This is a genomic window from Actinokineospora inagensis DSM 44258 (assembly GCF_000482865.1).
Taxonomy (GTDB): Bacteria; Actinomycetota; Actinomycetes; order Mycobacteriales; family Pseudonocardiaceae; genus Actinokineospora; species Actinokineospora inagensis.
The window spans coordinates 13,630-32,855 of record NZ_AXWW01000030.1 but is presented as its reverse complement, the minus strand read 5'-3'; the positions used below and the strand labels follow the sequence as shown (position 1 = coordinate 32,855).

At 71.7% G+C, this 19,226-nt stretch carries 18 protein-coding genes; 8 read left to right on the top strand and 10 right to left on the bottom strand.

The genetic code is table 11. The features are described 5' to 3' along the window. Window positions 1-157 precede the first annotated feature (157 nt). Entirely contained in the window at window positions 158-361 is a 204-nt protein-coding gene (locus tag H504_RS0113165; protein WP_026423161.1) for a hypothetical protein, read from the top strand. Window positions 362-367: 6 nt separating this feature from the next. Here H504_RS0113165 and H504_RS0113160 read toward each other — a convergent pair whose 3' ends face one another. Beyond that, entirely contained in the window at window positions 368-3,304 is a 2,937-nt protein-coding gene (locus tag H504_RS0113160; protein WP_026423160.1) for an AfsR/SARP family transcriptional regulator, read from the bottom strand. A gap of 205 nt (window positions 3,305-3,509) precedes the next feature. Between H504_RS0113160 and H504_RS34785 the strand changes: the two genes are divergently transcribed. From H504_RS34785 to H504_RS34780, 3 genes are read left to right on the top strand one after another with little or no spacing between them, the layout of a single operon-like run. Continuing rightward, the gene (locus H504_RS34785; protein WP_051385790.1) at window positions 3,510-4,706 is read left to right on the top strand and encodes a hypothetical protein; all 1,197 of its coding nucleotides are present in this window, start codon (window positions 3,510-3,512) and stop codon (window positions 4,704-4,706) included. After that, window positions 4,699-5,031, top strand: coding sequence for a hypothetical protein (locus H504_RS41130; protein ID WP_026423159.1), 333 nt, complete (start codon window positions 4,699-4,701; stop codon window positions 5,029-5,031). The genes H504_RS34785 and H504_RS41130 overlap by 8 nt, the downstream gene beginning before the upstream one ends. Beyond that, window positions 5,028-5,960 (top strand): carbohydrate kinase family protein, encoded by a 933-nt coding sequence (locus tag H504_RS34780; protein WP_157440379.1) that lies wholly within the window; start codon window positions 5,028-5,030, stop codon window positions 5,958-5,960. The genes H504_RS41130 and H504_RS34780 overlap by 4 nt, the downstream gene beginning before the upstream one ends. A 1-nt stretch (window position 5,961) precedes the next feature. On the opposite strand, the gene H504_RS0113140 is transcribed toward H504_RS34780, so the two are convergent. The 3 genes from H504_RS0113140 to H504_RS0113130 all read right to left on the bottom strand — a co-directional run bounded on the left by H504_RS0113140 (window position 5,962) and on the right by H504_RS0113130 (window position 12,353). Further along, entirely contained in the window at window positions 5,962-7,866 is a 1,905-nt protein-coding gene (locus H504_RS0113140) for an NB-ARC domain-containing protein (protein WP_169735380.1), read from the bottom strand. Between the two features lie 514 nt (window positions 7,867-8,380). Further along, a complete protein-coding gene (locus tag H504_RS0113135; RefSeq protein WP_026423157.1) occupies window positions 8,381-8,896 on the bottom strand; it encodes an OsmC family protein in 516 nt (171 codons plus the stop codon). 70 nt (window positions 8,897-8,966) lie between these two features. Next, window positions 8,967-12,353, bottom strand: coding sequence for an indolepyruvate ferredoxin oxidoreductase family protein (locus H504_RS0113130; protein ID WP_026423156.1), 3,387 nt, complete (start codon window positions 12,351-12,353; stop codon window positions 8,967-8,969). 129 nt (window positions 12,354-12,482) lie between these two features. On the opposite strand from H504_RS0113130, the gene H504_RS0113125 reads away from it, so the two are divergent. The 3 genes from H504_RS0113125 to H504_RS0113115 all read left to right on the top strand — a co-directional run bounded on the left by H504_RS0113125 (window position 12,483) and on the right by H504_RS0113115 (window position 14,431). Next, window positions 12,483-12,962, top strand: a complete 480-nt coding sequence (locus H504_RS0113125) for an Lrp/AsnC family transcriptional regulator (RefSeq protein WP_026423155.1) — start codon at window positions 12,483-12,485, stop codon at window positions 12,960-12,962. 139 nt (window positions 12,963-13,101) lie between these two features. After that, window positions 13,102-13,653: a hypothetical protein gene (locus H504_RS0113120; protein ID WP_026423154.1), complete on the top strand. Its 552-nt coding sequence runs from the start codon at window positions 13,102-13,104 to the stop codon at window positions 13,651-13,653. 37 nt (window positions 13,654-13,690) lie between these two features. Next, complete coding sequence (locus H504_RS0113115) at window positions 13,691-14,431, top strand: maleylpyruvate isomerase N-terminal domain-containing protein (RefSeq protein WP_026423153.1); 741 nt, start codon at window positions 13,691-13,693, stop codon at window positions 14,429-14,431. On the opposite strand, the gene H504_RS0113110 is transcribed toward H504_RS0113115, so the two are convergent. Genes H504_RS0113110 through H504_RS0113095 form a run of 4 tightly spaced genes read right to left on the bottom strand, consistent with a single transcriptional unit; the run spans window position 14,432 to window position 17,039 of the window. Then, window positions 14,432-15,781, bottom strand: coding sequence for a HAMP domain-containing sensor histidine kinase (locus tag H504_RS0113110; protein WP_026423152.1), 1,350 nt, complete (start codon window positions 15,779-15,781; stop codon window positions 14,432-14,434). Further along, window positions 15,778-16,458 (bottom strand): response regulator transcription factor, encoded by a 681-nt coding sequence (locus H504_RS0113105; protein WP_026423151.1) that lies wholly within the window; start codon window positions 16,456-16,458, stop codon window positions 15,778-15,780. The genes H504_RS0113110 and H504_RS0113105 overlap by 4 nt, the downstream gene beginning before the upstream one ends. A gap of 12 nt (window positions 16,459-16,470) precedes the next feature. Further along, window positions 16,471-16,641 carry a hypothetical protein gene (locus H504_RS41125; protein ID WP_157440378.1) on the bottom strand — a complete coding sequence of 57 codons (171 nt, stop codon included), beginning with the start codon at window positions 16,639-16,641 and terminating at the stop codon, window positions 16,471-16,473. Then, window positions 16,638-17,039 carry a hypothetical protein gene (locus H504_RS0113095; RefSeq protein WP_051385787.1) on the bottom strand — a complete coding sequence of 134 codons (402 nt, stop codon included), beginning with the start codon at window positions 17,037-17,039 and terminating at the stop codon, window positions 16,638-16,640. Before H504_RS0113095 ends, H504_RS41125 begins: the two co-directional genes overlap by 4 nt. A 137-nt stretch (window positions 17,040-17,176) precedes the next feature. Between H504_RS0113095 and H504_RS34775 the strand changes: the two genes are divergently transcribed. Further along, a complete protein-coding gene (locus H504_RS34775; protein WP_051385786.1) occupies window positions 17,177-18,385 on the top strand; it encodes an MFS transporter in 1,209 nt (402 codons plus the stop codon). Here the strand turns inward: H504_RS34775 and H504_RS38620 are convergent. Next, complete coding sequence (locus tag H504_RS38620) at window positions 18,278-18,871, bottom strand: DUF5134 domain-containing protein (protein WP_051385785.1); 594 nt, start codon at window positions 18,869-18,871, stop codon at window positions 18,278-18,280. The two genes, H504_RS34775 and H504_RS38620, sit on opposite strands and share 108 nt — an antisense overlap. A 10-nt stretch (window positions 18,872-18,881) precedes the next feature. Beyond that, window positions 18,882-19,100: a hypothetical protein gene (locus H504_RS0113080; protein ID WP_084467627.1), complete on the bottom strand. Its 219-nt coding sequence runs from the start codon at window positions 19,098-19,100 to the stop codon at window positions 18,882-18,884. Window positions 19,101-19,226: the final 126 nt, after the last annotated feature.

The window sequence follows — 19,226 nt, the reverse complement described above, 5'->3', positions numbered from 1 at the left end:
CTTCCATTGTGGAGTCGATCGGGCTCGTTCTTGATTAGTCACACGTCCGGGCGATCTCGATTTGGTGACCCGGGCGATTCTCCACAATTGCCATCTCCTAGGCTGTCGCCTCAGTTGATCTTCGTCGCTCGGCGACAATCGCCCCGGGAGGGCACAAATGACCTTCGTTGACCTGGTTGCCACGGGACACTTCCCGGCGGCGGCCACCCTCTACATGAGTGCGGTGGGGCGTGCCGGGTCGACCATCGCGCAGTGGATCGGCATGGGCGCGCCCGCAGGCGACCCGGGGGGCGCCCGGTTCGCGGCGAGCGTCGTGTCCGGGGCCGTCACCTGTTTCACCACGTGGATCGGCATGGGCTGAGCCGGGTCACCGCCGGGGCATCGGTCTTGTCGGCTCGGCGGACTCGACCGGGGCGGCGGTGTGCTGTTCGGGTACCGGGTGACCGGCCCGGATCTGGGCGGCGCGGACCCACCCGGCCACCCGAGCCGCCCGCTCTGGATCCACAGTGGACAGGAGATCGGCGCAGGTGGCCCAACTGCGCGCGGCGAGCTCGTGGGCGCCCGCCGAGCTGTGGCAGCGGCCGAGCAGTTCGAGCGCCTCAGCCAGGCCGAGGTCGTCGCCGAGTTCCCGGTAGGCGCCCACGGCGGCCACGGCCTCCGTGGTTCCGCCGCCGTCCAGTTGGAGTTGGGCGTCGGCGATCACGAGCAGGGTGCGTGCGGTACCCGCCCGGTTCATCGCCTGGCTGTGCATCGTCAACGCGCTGCGGCCGTAGTCCAGGGCGTAGGGGAGCTCCTTGCCGTGCAGGTGCAGTTCGGCGAGGGCGGTCATGGTGGCGGCCTTGCCTTCGACGTCGTCGACGAGCTTGGCCTGCGACAGTGCCCGGTGGTACCGGTGCAGGGCCTCTTGGTGGTCGCCCATCTGTGCGGCCAGTTCGCCGAGCGAGCGGTGCACCCTGGCGGTCGCCCACGGGCCCGCCTTGACGCTCTCCAGGAGTTCGAGGCTGCGCGTGGCGTGCTCGGCCGCTGTCGCCAGATCGCCGTTGTGCCGCCGGATCCGGGCGACGTTGTGCAGCGAAGCGGCTTGGCCGTAGATGTGTCCGATCACGACGAACAGGTCGAACGCCCGCTCGAACTGGCGGATCGCTTCGACGTTGTCGTGCATCGCCTCGTGGATGAGCCCCAGGTTGTTCGTGCTCCCGGCCTCCCCGAGGACGTTGCCCGCCGCTTCCGCCGCGCTGATGCCGAGCCGGTTGGCCACCAGGGCGTCGTTGAGGTAGCCGAGCCGCCGCAGCGGTTCGGAGGTCGCGGCGGTGAGCCGCCAGACGTGGTCGTCGTACCGGTGCCGCGCGGCCAGTCGGATGATCGCCATCAGGTTGGCGCGTTCGGTGGCGAACCAGTGCAGGGCCGCTTCCGCCGTGTCGAAACCGAGCGGGGTCACGCCTTCCGACAGGGGCAGGGTGGGCACGTCGACGCCGTCCGGCACGGCCTGGTCACGCGCGGCGGCGGCGGACAGCAGGTACCACTCGATCATCCGGCGCCGGGCCTGGTCCTGCGCGGTGCCGAGGTGGACGGAGCGCTCGGCGGCGATCATGTGTATGAGGTCGTGCACCCGGTAGTGGTCGCCGTCGGTCTGGCGCATCAGGTGGGCGCCGAGCAGGCGGTCCATGGCGTGCTCGGTGGCGGCTTCCCCGGTGCCGGTCATGGCTTTGGCGACCGAGCCGCTGATCAGCGGCAGCGGGTGCAGGCCGATGAGGTCGAACAGGTGCCGCGCCGGTTCGTCCAGTGCCTCCAGGGTCACCGAGAGCACCGACCGCAGGTTCGTGTCACCGTGGCCGCCCGCGTTGAGGACGCGGTGGGCCTCGCTGAGCTGGGCCGCCAGCTCGCGCAGCGGGACCGACGGCCGGGCGGCGACGTGCTCGGCGACCACCAGCAGCGCCAGCGGGAGCCCGTCGGTGCGGACGGCGAGTTTCCTGGCCGCCGCCGGGTCTTCGCGCATCCGGTCGCCGAGCCGGGTGGCGAGCAGGGTGATCTGCTGCGGGTGTGACAGCGGCGGCACGGTGACCAGGTGGGCGTTGTCGGACAACGCGAGCCCGGTGAGCGCCTGCCTGCTGGAGATGATCACGTGGCAGGGCGTGGTCGCCGCCAGCAGCGGTCGGGCGTGCGCCGCGTCGCGGACGTTGTCCAGCACGACGACCAGTCGCTTGCCACTGAGCAGGGCGCGCAGCCGGGCCACCAGGTCGTCCTGGGTGGTGGGCAGTTCGTCGCGCGGCAGCCGGAGGCTGGTCAGGAAGTCGGCGAGCACGGCGGTGGGGTCGAGCGGTTCCGCGTCCGGGGTGAAGCCCTGCAGGTTCTTGTACAGCACGCCGTCCGGGAAGCGGTCCATCCGGGTGCGCACCCAGCGGACGATGAGCGCGGACTTCCCGACGCCGCCGGGGCCGTCGATCGTGACCAGCGAGTTGCCCTGCGCGGCGGCGTCGTCGAGCCTGCGCAGCAGGTCTTCCCGACCGGTGAAGTAGGGGGTGTCCCTGGGGAGGTCGGCGAGGGCTGGTCCGGGTTCGACCGGCGGGGTGTCGTCGGTGACCAGGGCGTCGTACAGGCGGAGCAGTTGGGGGGACGGGCCGGTGTCGAGATCGGTCTTGAGCCGCTGGATGAAAGCGCGGTGAAAGTCCGGGATGTCGCGGGTGCGGCTCGCGGCGTGCAGTGCGCGCATCCAAAGGCCCGCCAGGGTCTCGTCGTGTGGGCGTTCCTGCTGCACGTCGCGGAGTTCGCGCAGGACGTACTCGTGGTCGCCCAGGGCGAGCTTGGCGCTGAACAGCGTGCGGTAGGCCGGTAAGAGGTCTTGGTTGACCAGGTCCTCGCGCATGCGGTGGGCGCGGGAGGTGTCCGCGGAGTCGAGCGGGCGGCCGTCTCGCCAGAGCGCCACCGCCGGTTCCAGGTGCCGCACGGCCTCGGCGTGGTCACCGCGGGCGGCTGCCTTGTTGCCCTTCTCGATGAGGGCGACGGATCGGTGGTAGTCAACGCGCTCAGCGGCCAGTTCGAGGACGCAGTCGTTCTTGTTTGTCCACAATTTGGCATCTTCGACATCGCGGTCCACCAGCCTTCTGGCCCGGCTGAGGTACACGTTGAGCGTCTTGCGGGGATTCGGTGGTCCCGCGTCGTCCCACAGGTACTCGACCATCAAGTCCCGGCTGACCGCCTTGTTGGCGTTGACCAGGAGCAGCTCGATGAGGCTGCGCGGCTTGCGGTGATCGGCTTTCCAGGCTCGGCCACCCAGTCGAATGGGGCCCAGGATGCGGATGTCCACCGGTGCTTCCTCCCGCTCACGGTCGGAGGGCTGGCGGATATCGAGTCTGACCGGGATGTGATCCGCGTCGCAACCCATTCCAGCGCGTTGCTGAATCGTTACACGGGCTGTTCCCCGCTCCGCAGGCGGACTGCAAGGGAACTGTTCGCCCGTGCCGTCAGGGTTGGCCGGGTAAGTCCTTGTTCGCTTAAGGGGGTGGGGAAGGATGGATGACGCGGAATGGGCCGCCGTGCCGGTGGGGATCGATGCCGAGCGGTGGCGGACCGTGCGCACCGATCGCACGGTTCTGGTCGCGGTGCACAGCGTGGTGTCCGGACAGCGGTTGCTCGACGTCGTGGACCTGGTGGAGTCCGACCCGAGGGTGCAGGTGTTGTACACGCGCGCGCCAGACGTGTTCGGGGCCGGGGTGGAGCGGCTCCTCGACACCGCGGGGGCGTTCCGGATCCCGTGGGCACGAGCGGTGCGCGAGCGGTTCGACCTGGTGCTGGCCGCTGCCTTCGGCGGGGTGGAGCGGCTGCACGGGCCTCTGGTGCTGTTCCCGCACGGAGCAGGCTACGGGAAGCGGGTCACCGTGGGCGGCCCCGTATACGGGCTGGACCCGGCCCGGTTGCTGCGGGACGGCCGGTTGCTACCCGCGGCGCTGGTGCTCTCGCACGAACGGCAGCGGGAGCTGTTGGCCCGGCAGTGCCCGGCGGCACTCGATGTCGCCTTGGTTGCCGGAGATCCTTGCTACGACCGGATGTTGCGCAGCGCGCACCTGCGTGACCGGTACCGGCGGGCGCTGGGGGTGCGGCGCGGCCGGGAACTGGTCGTGGTCGCGTCCACGTGGGGCAAGGCGTCACTGGTGGAGCGGGACCTGCCGCTGTTCGGCCGGTTGCTGCGCGAGTTGGACCCGCGCCGGTTCCAGGTCGTGGCCACCGTCCACCCGGCGGTGTGGCTCGGGCACGGCCGCAGGCAGTTCCGGTCCTGGCTGGGCCAAGCGCGGCAGCGCGGGCTGACCCTGGTCGAGCCGGAGGCGGACTGGCGGCCCGCGGTGATCGCCGCCGACCACGTGCTGGCCGACCACGGTTCCACCGGGGTGTACGCGGCGGCGACCGGTCGGTCCGTGCTGACCTTCGGCACCCCGGACGACGTCGTGGACCCGGATTCGCCGCAGGCGCTGCTGGCCGCGTCCGCGCCACGCTGGGAACCCCGCGCCCACGCGGAATCCCAGTTCCGGCTGGGTGACCGGTCGTTGGCCGCGGCGATCGCCGCTCGGCTCACGTCGTTGCCCGGTGGCTCGCACCGGGCGCTGCGGGAGCGGCTCTACGAGCTGCTCCGGTTGCCGATCCAGGGCAAGCACCGCGGTCCGGAGCCGATCCCGGTGCCGGACCACCACGCAGAGGGGAGGCGTTATGCGTGACTGGTACGACGCCGACGCCGTGCTCGTCCGCCGGTCGGAAGCCGGTCGGGCGGCGCTGCAGCGGGCCGACATGCTGTTGTGGGAGCACGACGACGAGGCCGACGGCAGGCGGTGGGTGCTCCGGTCGCTCGCCGAACTGCCCGGCTGCACGGTGGCGGCCACCCGGCACGCGGGCGGCCGCTGGCTGGTCGCGGCCGGTCGAGACAGTATCCACATCGGACGTCCACTGTGGATGACGTTGAGCGGGGACGTGGACCGGGAGATCGCGGCGGCGGCCGTCCGGACGCTGTGCTCGCTGCTGGTCGCGCGGACGGCGCTGCGGTGACCCCGCGCGTCGCGGTCGCCGGGGTGGTCAACGTCGGGGTTTCCTGTCTGGTACCGGAGTTCCCGGTGCCGCTGATCTCCAGCAGGCGGCTGCCCGGCGGGCTGCACTTCCGGATCGCGGGCAGCGGGCACACCGTGGCCAGGGTGGCGGCGCGGCTGGGCGCCGACGTCGCGTTCGCCACCTATGTCGGCGCAGACGTGCTCGGGTCGGTCGCCGTGCAGTGCCTGCGCGAGCAGGGTCTCTACGGCCCCGGCGCGCAGGTGTGCGCGGAGCAGCCGAGGGCGGTCGTGCTGTTCGACGCCGCTGGTACCCGGTCGGGCACCAGCGACTTGCGGGACACGCCCCGGCTGAGCTACCCGGCGGACGTGTTCGGGTCCCTGCTCGGCGACGACTGCGACATCGCCGTGCTGTCCAACATCGGGTTCACCCGGTCGCTCATCCCGGTCACCGCCGACCGGGGCGTGCCGATCATCACCGACGCGCACATCGTGGACTCGGTGGACAGCCCGCACAACCGGGACTGGATGGCCGCGGCGCACGTGGTGGCCTGCTCGCACGAGGGGCTGCCGCTCGGACCGGTCAACTGGGTCGAGGACATGTGGCGGGTGCACCGCACGCCGGTCGTCGTGGTCGGCTGCGGCGCGGACGGCGCGGTGATCGGGGTGCGGGACCGGCGTCGGATCTGGCAGGTTCCGGCTACCACTCCGCGCGGTGTGCGGTACCAGAGCGGTGCGGGTGACACGCTCGTCGGCTCGTTCGCCTACCACTACGCCACATCCGGCGACGCGGTCACCGCATTGCGCAACGCGGTGCTCAGCGCCGGGTGGGCCGTCGGCGGTGCGCCTGAGGTGGATCGAGCGCCGAGCGCGCTCGTGCAGGAGGAGTTGGTGACGTCGTTCGGTTTACCGGCGGCACGCCGACTTCGGTGAGTCAGGACAGTCCTTCGAGGATGGCGGCGGCACGTTCGTTGTGCCGCCGTTCCTCTTCGGGGTCACCGGCTCGCCGGGACAACTCCGCCAGCGCCCGGTGCGTGTCCGCGGCCTCGTGCCGGGCCTGGTGCCGTTCGAAGACCGCCAGCGTCGACCGCAGCAGGTCGCCTGCTGTGTCCAAGTCGCCGGTGGCCATGTGGGCGCGGGCGAGTTCGCGGTCGGCCCGCGCGGTGTTGTACTCGTCCGACTTGTCCAGTGTGGCAAGGAGTTCTCGCGCCTCGGTGAGGTGGTCGACCGCGCTCTCGGGCTGTCCGGCGGCGATCTCGCTGCTGCCCAGTTCGGTGAGCAGCAGGCCGACGGCTCGCGCCGGTCCCGTGGTCCGCATGGTCGCCAGTGCCGTCTCGAACTCGGCCACGGCCGTGTCGTAGGACTCGCGGGCGTGTGCGAGCAGCCCGAGGCTCTTGTGCGCACTGGCCACTTCGGACACATCGGACCGCGCCTCGGCGGCCAGGATCGTCGCCCGGATCTCCCGCTCGGCGCTGTCGTACTGACCGATCCGGGTGAACAGCCGGGCCAGCCGCTTGCGCATCTTAGCCTCGCGCTCCGGCTCACCGGCCACGGCCGCGGCGCGCCTGGCCAGGTCGCAGACCTCGATCGCGGCCACCAGTTGCTTGTCCAGCACGAACAGCGGCTGCAGGGCGTACCCGAGCAGGTACACCGACTCGTGCCAACCCTGCTCCAGGCACGACCGCATCACCAGCACCACGTCGTCGCGCACGCGGTCCAACCAGTCGAGCGCGGGCGCGTACTCGGTCAGCCGCGGCGGCAGCGTCACCTCGACCTCGTCCGTCCACTCGGGAACCTGCCGGGCGGGCATCACGGTGTGGCTCACCAGCCGGGTCGCGGACACGTACCAGTCGACGACGCGGCGCAGCACGGCGGTGGCGTCGTCGCACCCGGTCGCCAGGGCCTTCGCGTGCACGTGGACCAGGTTGTGCGGTCGGTACCAGCCCTCGTCCAGTTCGTCGACCAGCCCCGCGTCGACCAGTTCCTCGATCGTGTCGGCGGCGGCGTCGACCGGGGTGCCGGTGGCGTGCGCGAGCAGTTCGGGCCGCACGAGTCCGCCGGGGCTGAGCCCGATCGCCCGGTAGGCCGCCGCGGTCGGTGCCGGGAGTTCCCGGTAGGCGAGGTCGAAGGTGGCGCGCACTGAGTAGTCCTCCTCGATCGAGAGCACGTCGAGCCGCCGGTGCTCGTCGCGCAGCCGTTCCACCAGGTTCGCCAGCGACCGGCGCGGCCGGGCGACCACCAGCGCGGCCGCCACGCACAGCGCGATCGGCAGCCCACCGCACAGCCGGACCAGGAGCTCGGCGTTCCCGCGGTCGGTCGCCACCCGGTCCTCGCCGATGAACGAGGTGAGCAGCCGCAGCGCGCCGTCCGGCGGCAGCGGCTCGACCCGCACCGCGACCGCGCCCGTGGCGACCAGGGCGATCAACGGCCGCCTGCTCGTCGCGACGACGACGCTGTCCGGCGAGGTGGGCAGCAGGACCCTGGCCTGGGCCGCGGAGGTGACGTCGTCGAGCAGCACGGCCAGCCGGGACCCGGCGGTGACGGACCGGTACAGTGTGGTCCGCTCGACGAGCGTGGCCGGGATCGACTCGGTCGGCACGCCCAGCGCCCGCAGGAACCGGCCGAGCACGTCCTCGACCGGTACCGGCGCGCCGCTCGCCTGGGTCAGTTCGGCGAACAGGTGCCCGTCGGGGTAGCGGTCGCCGATCATCCCCAGCCAGCGCAGCGCGAGCGCGGTCTTGCCCACCCCGCCGACACCGCGCATCACCACCACCGTCGGATTCGACCCCGAGCCCGCCAGCGCGGTGGCCAGCTCGGTCAATTCCCGGTGCCGGTCCACGAAATTCGGTGGTGGTGGGTTCAGTTGTCGGGGGACCACTGACGCGGCGGGTGGATTGCCGAAATAGATACCACCGTGAATGTTCCCGGCCTGGATGACGGTGCCGCCGACGGCGCCCACGACACGGTTGTCCGCCGCCGCGGGCCTGCCGTCCGGTTGGTCGTGGTGGTCCGCTCCGCTCCGCGCCATCAAGCCCCCCGGCGGCTTCCTGCACGTATACCCCCGACTTTACGTCAGTTCGACCGCGCGCAGCCGGGAAGTGCCGGAATTTTCACTCAATCCGGCTGTTGTTCACGATGACTGGCGCTTCCGATTCATGGTATGCCGCCATCTGGCCCGCGTGCGGTCGTTCCTCCGGGTGACCGCAGTTGTTGTGTGATTCAGCGGATCGGCGGTTTTGTTGACGTTATGCCGACAAATCCTTGATGGAAAAAGACTCTGGACGAGTGAGTTTTCCCGTGAGCGGCCACACGGAATCGGGCATTCGCCGACGCGCTGTCAGATCGCCACGCGGTCAGGCCAGGTCGATCTTGACGGGGATGGCGGTGCCGAGGGTGTGGCCGACCGGGGAGGAGGCGGTGACTCGGTGGTGCAGGGCCTTGAGGTCGGCGGTGGGGGCGGGGGAGGTGAGGTGGACCTTGGCGGTGATCGAGTCGAAGCCCGCGTGGCCTTCGCGGAGGCCGAGGAAGACGTGCAGGTCTATGTCGCCGCGGAGGTCGATGCGGAGGGAGTCGAGGGGGATGCCCGCGGCGGTGGCGTTGGCGGCGTAGCCGACGGCGAGGCAGTTGCCGAGGGCGGCGAGCAATTGTTCGACCGGGTTGGGGGCGGTGTCGGTGCCGCCGAGGGTGGTGGGTTCGTCGGAGGGGGTTTCGGCGAAGCCGCGGACGCGGGCGGTGGACTGGAAGCCGCCCTGCCAGGTGACGTGGGCGGCCCAGGTGGTGTTGGCCTTGGCGCTGTCCTGCCGGATGGCGTCGACGAGGGCGCCGACCGCCTCGATGTCGACGTTGTTGAGCCGGGTGTCCACGGTCATCGCTGCTCCCGAAAGTGGTTGGGGAACAACAGGTTCGGCCGCAAATGGACCCGGCGCAACCGGACCCACGCTATGGGATGGCGACCGGGGACTCCGCCAAGCGTCCGAGCATTTCGGACAGTTTCTCGCGATATGCCGCTACGGAGGTCAGCTTGATGTCCTCGTAGCCGCGGACCAGGTCAGGGAGGGCGGCGATCTCGACGGCGAGGTCGTAGCGGTCCAGCGCGGTCAGCAGCGTGGGCACGAGCGCCTCGTACTCGGTGATCAGGGCGCGTTCGACCTTGCGGACCCGCGCCAGGCCGAACGGGTCGACGGCGGTGCCGCGCAGTACCCGGAGGGCGCGCAGGGCGGTGAACGCGGGCCGGGCGGTGCGCTTGAGGGTGATCTTGCGGCGCATGCCGATGGCGCGCAGCAGCGGCGGGTGCAGCGCGAACCCGATCCGGGTGCCGGGGCCGAACTTGGCCTCGACCTCGACGTGCGCGTCCAGGTGCAGCCGGGCGACCTCGTACTCGTCCTTGTACGCCATCAACTTGAACAGGTTCCGCGCGACGGCCTCGGCCAGTGTCCCGGGCAGCCCGGCGGCGGCCTCGGCGTCGGCGACGGCGCGGACCGTGGCGAGGTAGCGCTGGGCGTAGGCCTTGTTCTGGTAGGCGACGAGTTCCGGCAGCCGGATGTCCAGCAGCCTGCGCAGTTCCCCGGTGAAGCCCTCGGCCAGCGGCGACGGGGGCACCTCGGTGGTCGGGGACCCGGTGAGCCACGCCGGGTCCAGCACGGCCTTGCGGCCCGCGCGGAACGCCTGGACGGTGGTGGCGACGCCGACCCCGTTGAGCTCGATGGCCTTCTCGACGGCGGCCGCGGTCACCGGCAGCAGGCCCAGTTGGTAGGCCGCGCCGACGACCAGGAAGTTCGCCGCGGCTGTGCTGCCGAACAGCCGCTCGGCCAGGGCGAGGGCGTCGAACGCACGCAGGTCGCGGACCCGGCCTGCGATCTTGGGTACCAGGTCGCCGGGGTAGGCCACGGTGGTGTCGACGACCATCCGGCCGGTCGGCACCTGGGCGGTGGACACGACCGCGACCGTCCGGTCCGCGCCGCAGCGGGACAGGTTGGGCTCGGTGGTGGCGGCGAGCGCGTCGAACACCAGGTAGCCGTCGGCGGTGCCCGCCGGGACGAGGCCGGGGACCTCGCCGCCCGCCGCCGAGATCCGCAGGTGGGACACGACCGCGCCCGCCTTCTGACTCAGCCCGGTCTGGTCCAGCGCCCGCGCGTCCAGCCCGCTGATCAGCGCGGCCGTCGCCAGCACCTGGTTGACGGTGACCACGCCGGTCCCGCCGATGCCGACCATCACCAGCGCCGCCGACTCCGGCCGCGACGCGGGTTCCGGCAGGTCACCGGGCAGGTCTTGGCGCCGCACCGAGTTTTTGACACCCGCGGCCCGGTCGCCGGGCTCGACGGTCAGGAACGACGGGCAGTCGCCGAGCAGGCACGAGTAGTCCTTGTTGCAGGACGTCTGGTCGATCTGGGTCTTGCGGCCGAACTCGGTTTCCACCGGCTCGACGCTCAGGCAGTTCGACTTGCGGCCGCAGTCGCCGCAGCCCTCGCACACCGACTCGTTGATGTGCACCCGGGTCACCGGGTCGGGCAGCAGGCCGCGCTTGCGCTTGCGGCGCTTCTCGGCGGCGCACTCCTGGTCGTAGACGATCACCGTGACGCCGGGGGTCTCGCGCAGGTCGCGCTGCACGTCGTCGAGGTCGTCGCGGTGGCGCACCCGGACGCCGGGCGCCCAGCCGGTTCCGCGCGGGTACTTGCCCGGGTTGTCCGTCACCACAACGGTTTTCGCGACGCCCTCGGCGTGCAGCATGCGGGTGACCGCGGCCGGGTCGACCGAGCCGTCCGCGTGTTGGCCGCCGGTCATCGCCACGGCGGCGTTGTACAGCAGCTTGAAGGTGATGTTGGTGCCCGCCGCGACGGCCTGCCGGACGGCGAGGCTGCCGGAGTGGAAGAAGGTGCCGTCGCCGAGGTTCTGGAAGAAGTGCGGGGTGTCGGTGAACCGGGCCGCGCCGACCCAACTGACCCCCTCGCCGCCCATCTGGGTGAAGCCGACGCTGCGGTCCATGAACGTGGTCAGCGCGTGGCAGCCGATGCCCGCGCCCGCCAGCGAGCCGTCCGGGACCTCGGTGGACCGGTTGTGCGGGCAGCCGGAGCAGAAGAACGGGGTGCGGTTGACCACCGGCAGCGCGATCCGCTCCACCCGGCGCGGCAGTTGGACACCCTCGACGCGGTCGGCCAGGAACGGCCCGAGCACGGTGACGAGCCGGTCGGTCTCCAGGGCGCCGGTGACCGGGATCAGCGCCGTGCCGTTCGGCCCGCGCTTGCCGTACACCCTCGGCCGCACGGCCCGGTCGAACAGGGCTTCCTTGACCAGGGTCTCGACGAACGCCCGCTTGTCCTCGACGACCACCAGCTCGTCCAGGCCGTCGGCGAACCGGCCCAGCAGCTCCTGGTCCAGCGGGTGCACCATGCCCAGCCGCAGCAGCCGGACGCCGCGCCGCTCCGGGTCGACGCCCAGCCGGTCGAGCGCGTCGCGCAGGCAGGCGTAGGTGTGTCCGGACGCGACGATCCCGATCCGGGCGTCGCGCACCGCCCCCTCGATCCGGTTCAGCCCGTTGGCCGCCCCGAACGCGACGGCCGCCGCGAGCCTGCCCTCCAGCACCTCGCGCTCCAGCGCCAGCGCCTCCGGGATGCCCACGCCCGCCTTGAACGTCGGTGTCCACGGGCGACCGTCCCACTCGAACTCCGGGACCACGATCTCCGGGCGCGTGCCCAGGTCGACGACCTCGTAGCCGTCGCCGACCGCGGTCACCACGGTGAAACCGGTCCACGAGCCGGTGAACCGGGACATCTCGATGCCGAACCGGCCCAACCGCAGCACGTCGGCCACGTCCACCGGGGCCAGCACCGGCATGTACGACTCGGCCAGCGCCATCGTCGAGTTCGACGGCAGCGACGACGACTTGCTCGCCGGATCGTCCCCCGCGACCACCAGCACCCCGCCCTTGCGGGTCGTGCCCATCCAGGTGCCGTGCTTGAAGGCGTCCACCGACCGGTCGACGCCGGGCGCCTTGCCGTACCAGAGCCCGAAGACGCCGTCGAACCTCGACCCGGGCAACTGCGGGGCGAGCTGCGAGCCGTAGACGACGGTCGCGCCCAGCTCTTCGTTGACACCGGGGATGAACTCGATGTCGTGCTCGGCGAGCAGGTCGGCGTTGCGCTGCAGCACGAGGTCCAGCCCGGCCAGCGGTGACCCTCGGTAACCGGAGACCAACCCGGCGGTGCGCCAGCCGCGGGCCTGGTCGGCGCGGTGCTGGTCGACCAGCAGCCTGCCCAGCGCCTGCACGCCGGTCAGGGCGCCGCGGCCGTGGTCGAGTCGGATCACGTCGGCGGGGCGGTACTCGGTCATCGCTCTCACCTTCTTGTGCGCACCTTCGGGCAAGGAGACGGCCTGCGGTGAGCGTAGTGCAAGACTGTGCAGGTGCACTTGCGCGGATTGCGCAAAATCGGCGGCAGGAACCCGGGGAGGTTGCGCATCGTGGGCACCGTGAACCGGCTCGACCTGCGGGTCATCCGCGAACTGGTCGCGAACCCGCGGGTCGGTATCACCGAACTCGCCGAGCGGCTGGGCATCGCGCGCAACACCGCGCACGCCCGGGTCACCCGGCTGGAGCGCCAGGGCGTGGTCGGCGCGCGCGGGCGGGCGGTCGACTACACCCAGTTGGGGATCGAGGTGACCGCGTTCGTCACCGTGCAGGTCGCGCAGGGGCGGCTGGGGTCCGCGATCGAGGACCTGGTCGCCGTGCCGTTCGTGCTGGAGGCGCACGGTATCGCGGGCGACGGCGACCTGTTGGTCCGGGTGGCGGCGCGCAGCACCCGGCACCTGCACGAGGTGATCAACGCGGTGCTCGCCTGCCGGGGCGTCATCCGCAGCACGACCGCGGTCGCGATGACCGAGCAGATCCCGTTCCGGGTGGCCCCGATGCTGACCGAGGTGGAGAATTCGCTCGACGGGTGAACCGTCCGGTGTGGCCCGTTCCGCCGGTGTGTCGCATCCCGGTTTGTCACATCACCGCATCGTGTTCGGCGATTCCGGCGGACCGCCCGCGCGTCGCGCAGTACTTTGCGACGCACGATTTCGGCGAAGGGATCCGCCAGTGGACCACATCCTGGTCGCTGCCTTCAGTTTTCCCGCAGTGGTGTTCACGTTCCTGCTCGTGGTGGTGGCGGGCTACTGGCTGCTGGTCGGCCTTGGACTGTCCACAGTAGACGCAGTTGGCGCCGCCGACCCGGAGGCGTTCGGCCTGGGGCGGGTCCCGCTCAGCGTGGCGCTGTCGCTGGTGGTCGCGATCGCCTGGGGGGTCAGCGTTGCCGGTGATTTGTTGCTCAGCCCGGTCAAGCCGTCACCGCTGCTGCCGGGTGCCCTGGTGTTGGCCGTGGCCCTGGTGTCCGCGCTGGCCGCGGTGCGGTTCCTGGTGCCGGTGCTCAACCGCGCGCTGCCCGACCCGCTTGAGCTCGCCGGCACCGATTGTGTTGTCCGTTCGGGCCGGGTCGACCGGGTGTTCGGCGAGGCCGAGGTGACCACGGCGGACGGTCAGGTCGTCGTCGTCCAGGTCCGCCAAGCCGGACAGAGCCCACTGCGCACCGGCGCCCACGCGACGATCGTCGAATACGACCCGCGCGGCCGGTTCTTCTGGATCGCCACATAGTTCCGCGACTGTCGGTGGTCCGTGGTTGAGTCTGGCCATGGACCACGAGACCTACTTGGCGTACCTGCGCGCCGACAACGAGATCCTGCGCGCGGCCGCCGCCACCGCGCTGGACAAGCCCGTGCCCACCTGTCCCGGGTGGACCGGTACCGACCTGCTGTTCCACGTCGCCGAGGTCTACCTGGACAAGGCGACCACCATGCGGCTCAACGCCCAACCCGAGTCGTGGCCGCCGGACTTCACCGGCCAGGACCCGCTGGTGGCCTTCGACGCGGCCGCCGTCGACGTGCTCGCCGAGTTGACCGCCCGCGACCCGGCCGAACAGACGCTGACCTGGTACGAACCGGACCAGTCGGTCGGCTTCTGGGGGCGGCGGATGGCGCAGGAGGCCGTCATCCACCGGATCGACGCCGAGGCGGCCGCCGGGGTCGAGTCGGCGCCGGTGCCCACCGAACTCGCCACCGACGGCATCGACGAGGTCCTGATCACCTTCCTCGCCTTCGCGTCGGCCGCCTACCCGAGCGGCTTCGGCGGCGTGCTGGACACGCTCGACGGGCGCGTCGTCCGCGTCGAGGCGGGTGCGTCGTCCTGGTACGTCACCCTGGCCTCGACCATCACCGTGGCCCCCAGCGGCACCGCGGACGCCACCGTCCGCGCCGACCCGGACACCCTGCTCCGCTGGCTCTGGCGCCGGGCTCCGGTGGACGCGGTCACCGTCGAAGGCGACCACGAGTTGGCGGCCACCCTGTACCGCCTGTTGGAGGCAGCCACGCAATAGTCACCCGTCGGACGGGAGTCGGACGGTGAACGCGGCGCCGCCCTCCGGGGCCGGGCCCGCGCTGATCGTGCCGCTCATCCGGGTCACCAGACCGTGCACCAGGGCGAGGCCGATGCCGGTGCCGACCGGGCGGCTGCCCGCGTACCGAGCGTTGAGCAGGCCGCGCTCGAACGCGACCGCGTACTCCTCCGGCGCCAGCCCCGGGCCGCCGTCGCGCACTTCGAGCACGGCCTGACCAGGGCTTTCCCGCAGCGACAGCACGATCGGTCGATGGGCGGGGGTGACCCGGAGCGCGTTCTCGGCGAGCCCGTCCACCACCTGCCGGAGCCGCCGCGGGTCGGTGACGACCACGACCGGGTGGGCGGGCGCCTCGACCGCGAACCGCACCCCGGCCGCCGCGCACCGGGCCGACCAGACCTCGGCCGAGTCGGCGACCAGCGCGGTCAGGTCGACGGTGATCAGGTCCAGCCGGAAGTCGTCGGCGCCGAGGCGGGCGAGGTCGAGCAGGTCGCGGACCAGCCGGTCCAGCCGGTCCGCCTCCTGCTCGATGGTGCGCCCGGCGGACGCGACGGCGTCCCCGGTGACGACCCCGTCGGCCAGGGACTCGGCGAAGCCCTTCACCGCGGTCAGCGGCGTGCGCAGTTCGTGCGAGACCGACAGCAGGAAGTCGCGCTGCCGGGATTCGCTGCGCTGCAAGGCGTCCGAGAGTTCGTTCACCGCCGCCGCCACCTCGGCGACCTCGCGCGGCCCCTGCACCGGCGCCCGCAGGTCACGCCTGCCGTGGGTCATCGAGTAGGCGACGGCGGCGGTGCGGGTCAGCGGGCGGGCGAGCAACCGGGCCAGCACGAGCCCCGCGACGGCCGCGACCAGCAGACCGATCCCGAGCGCCACGACGATGTTGGCGACCAGCTTGCGCCCGGAACCCTTCACCGTCTCCGACGCCTTGACCAGGGCGATCGCGCCCCGGCTGTCCGCGGGTCGCAGCTCGACCAGCATGGTCCGCCCGCCGACGTCCACCGCCGCGTGCTCGGCCGTGGTCACGTGCGCCAACCCGGCCTGCGTGGCCGCCTTCTCCGCGGTCGCGTCGCCGCTGACGACCGTCCCGTTCGGCCGGACCTGCACCACGGCCACGCCCTGCCCGTTGAGCACCTCGACCATCCGACGCAGGCCGATGCGGTTGTCGGCGAACTGGCTGACGAACACATCGGCCTGGTCGGACAGGGTCTGCTGGGTCACCTGGCGGGCGGTCGAGACCACCAGGCGGGCCGAGATCAGGCCGCCGACCACCGCGACCACCCCGGCCACGGCCAGGCAGAGCGCGGTGACCCGGACCGCGAGGGTGCCCCTCACCCGCGGTCCGCGGCGTACCCGACACCCCGGACGGTCCGGATCGGACTCGCCGGGCCCAGCTTCGCCCGCAACTGGGCGATGTGCACGTCCACCGTCCGGGTACCGGCGGCGGCCGCGTAGCCCCACACCGCGCTCAACAGTTGCGCCCGCTCGAACACCTGACCCGGCCTGCGCATCAGGTGGGCGAGCAGGTCGAACTCCGTGGAGGTCAACTGGACCTCCACGTCCCCGGCCCAGACCCGCCGTTGCCGCGGGTCGACCCGGGTGCCCCCGGCGCGCAACACGTCGCCGCCACCCGGGTCGCCCGTGCGCCGCAGCACGGTCCGCACCCTGGCCACCAACTCGCGCGGGCTGAACGGTTTGGTGACGTAGTCGTCGGCGCCCAGTTCCAGCCCGAGCACCCGGTCGACCTCGTCGTCGCGCGCCGTCACGAACAGCACCGGCGTCCAGTCGTCGGCGGACCGCAACTTCCGGCAGACCTCGACCCCGTCCATCCCGGGCAGCCCGATGTCCAGCACCAGCGCCACCGGTTTGAACCTGCGCACCGCTTCGAGCGCGCCCGGCCCGTCGGACTCGACGTGCACGCCGTACCCGTCGCGCCGCAGGTACAACCGCACCAGCTCGGCGATCGCCGGGTCGTCCTCCACGACGAGCACCAGGCCCCGGTCAGCGGTCATGCGCGCACCGTACTAGTCCCCCGCCATCTCCGACTCGACGTTGTCCAAGGTGGACTCGACGCCGCCCAACTCCTGGTCGACCGAGTTGCCAGTCGGATGCGCGGGCGGCGTGCTGGTGTTCGCCCGGCACGCCACGCACCCGAGCAGCAGCACCATGGCGACGGCGGCTTTGCGCAGGGTCACTTCGACCCGCAGTACTTGCCCTTGAAGTCCTCGGCCCGCTGCTTCGCCTTGTTCAGGTCGTCGACCCGACCGGCCCGGCGGTCCGCGCGCTCCTTGAGCAGGTTCGCCGTCGTGGTCCGACCGGCCGCCTGTTCCTTGTCGGCGCGTGCCTTCAACCACGCCACCGATCCCTTGGTCTCGGCGCCCCCGTTGATCCGGGCGACCAACCGGTCCGCCCGCTGCTCGATCTTGGGAATCCGCACCGTGCAGATCCGGTTCACCTGCTCCGCGCTCAACGTGATCGTCACCGACCCGCTCGGCGGCGCCTGCGTGCTGGACTGCGCCGCCGCCACCCCCGCCCCGGTGACCCCGACCCCGACGGTCAGGGCTGCGACAACAACGGCCGACCTGGCTCGCATCTGCTCTCTCCTCCTCGTCGCGTGCTTCCGACACGGATCACCTTGCCGGGCGCGGGTAAAAGGCGGGGCTGGGTCGTGTTCGGGTTGTGTAAGGCGGGGATTGACGGCGATGTGAAGAAACTTCAATACTGGCCGGTATGTCCTCGCGCTGGCCGGTGGTCGCCGCGTTCGCCTGCTTGGGTGTGGCGACGCAGGTGTGTTGGTTGGGCTACGCCTCGGTGACGACCGCGACGGCCCGGCATTTCGGGGTTTCCGAGCAGGCCGTCGGGTGGCTGGCGAACCTGTTCCCGCTGCTGTTCGTGGTCTTGGCGGTGCCGACCGGGATCGCGCTGGACCGGTGGTTGCGGCCGACGCTGGCGGTGGGGGCGTTGTTGATCGCGGTTGGCGCGGGGTTGCGGATCGTCGAGGACGCCTATTGGGCGGCGTTGGTGGGGCAGGTGTTGGCGGCCGTCGCGCAGCCGATCCTGGCCAACGCGATCACGAGGGTGGCGGCGACGTACCTGGTGCCGGGGCACCGGGCGGTGGGGATCGCGATCGGGGCTGGGGCGACCTACCTCGGCATGATCATGGCGACCGGTATCGGCACCGCGATCCCGGACGACGTGCCGCTGGTGGTGGCGATCGGTGCCGGGTTCTCGGTGCTCACCGCCGTCGGCGGGCTGGTGGCGCTGCGGGTGCGGCCGGTGTTCGAGCACGAGCGGGCACCGAAGGGGGCGCTGCGGGTGCCCGGGGTGCCGGTGCTGGCGGGGATCGTGTTCCTCGGTATGGGGATCTTCGTGGCGGTGGCGACCTGGCTGGACCCGCTGCTGGCCAAGTCCGGTTTCCCCGCGGACCGGTCCGGCCTGCTCCTGCTGATCATGCTCGTGGCCGGGGTGGTCGGCTGCGTGCTGGTGCCGCCGTTGGCCGAGCGGACCCGCAAGGAGCCGCTGGCGTTGCTCACCACCGGTGTCGTCGTCGCGGTCGTCTGCCTGGCGCTCGGGATGGCCCCGGGGGCGACCGGGTTGGTGGTGAGTGTCCCCTTCGGATTCACGCTGCTCTCCGCGCTGCCGGTGGCGCTGGCCATGGTGGAGCGCGCACACCCGGCGCTGGCGGGGCCGATCACGTCGTTGATCTGGCTGGCGGGCAACGCGGGTGGCGTGGTCGTCTCGCTCGGCATCGGGTTCCTGCTCGACGCCCCGCCGGTGGCGTTCACCGTCCTCGCCGCGCTCGGGGTCGGCGCGGCGGTGCTGGCTCGCGTGCTACAGCATCAAGAAGATCAGGTAGCCGGTGCCCAGGGCCATCACGACCTGGCACCCGGCGGTCACCCTGCGGTCGGCGAGCAGACCGGTGCCGCCGCCGCTGACTAACACCGGACTGAGCCAGACGGCCTGGATCAGGAAGAAGCCGACGAACGCCCACCCCAGCGCCGGGATGGCGGCGGTACCGGTGTGCGGCTCGGTCCACGTCGCGGACATGGCGTGCGACGTGTGGGGGACCGCCGTCAGCATGTACAGCATCCCCAGCGCGGCGACCGCGTGCTGCCAGTCCGGGCCGTGCCAGCCGACCCGGAGGCGCTCACCGCGCCGGTTGAGCACACTCGACCCGAGGAACCAGGCGGTCACCAGCGCGAAGACCGCCTGCCACCCGGCGGCGGGCAACGGGCCGCCCACCGGGGAGCACATCACCGCCATGCCCGTGGCCATGGCGGCGTGGGCGGTGTCCACCGCCCGGTGGCAACCCCCGTAACCGGGGACCGCCAGGCGCGCGGCGGCGACGAGCCGGGCGACGCTGTACCCGGCGATCACGAGGAACGCCGAGGTGAGCACCCAGCCGAGCCATGTCGGGGCCGCCACCGCGCCTCGGTTACCGGCTCGGCGCCAGCACCTGGTCGACGACGCCCGCCTTGACGTCGTCCACCAGGTCGCTGAGCTGGCCGAGGCTCATCTGGATGCGTTGACCGAAGTCGTCGGTGATGACCACGCGGCGTTCCTCCGGTGCTTGCTGGTCGATCCACAGTTCAGGACAGCCGCAGTTGCACTGTCCGCAGAAGGTCGCGATGTGCTGCATGTGCTCGCTGTTCATGCTAGTCACGGTCCCACCGGCGTCCGGTGTTAACCAGACAGCAACCGAGCGACTACGCGGCGCGCAAGTGGGAAGGCACCGGTGACCGGCTGTGTCCGGTGGACCGGTCACCACGAGGGTCACGAC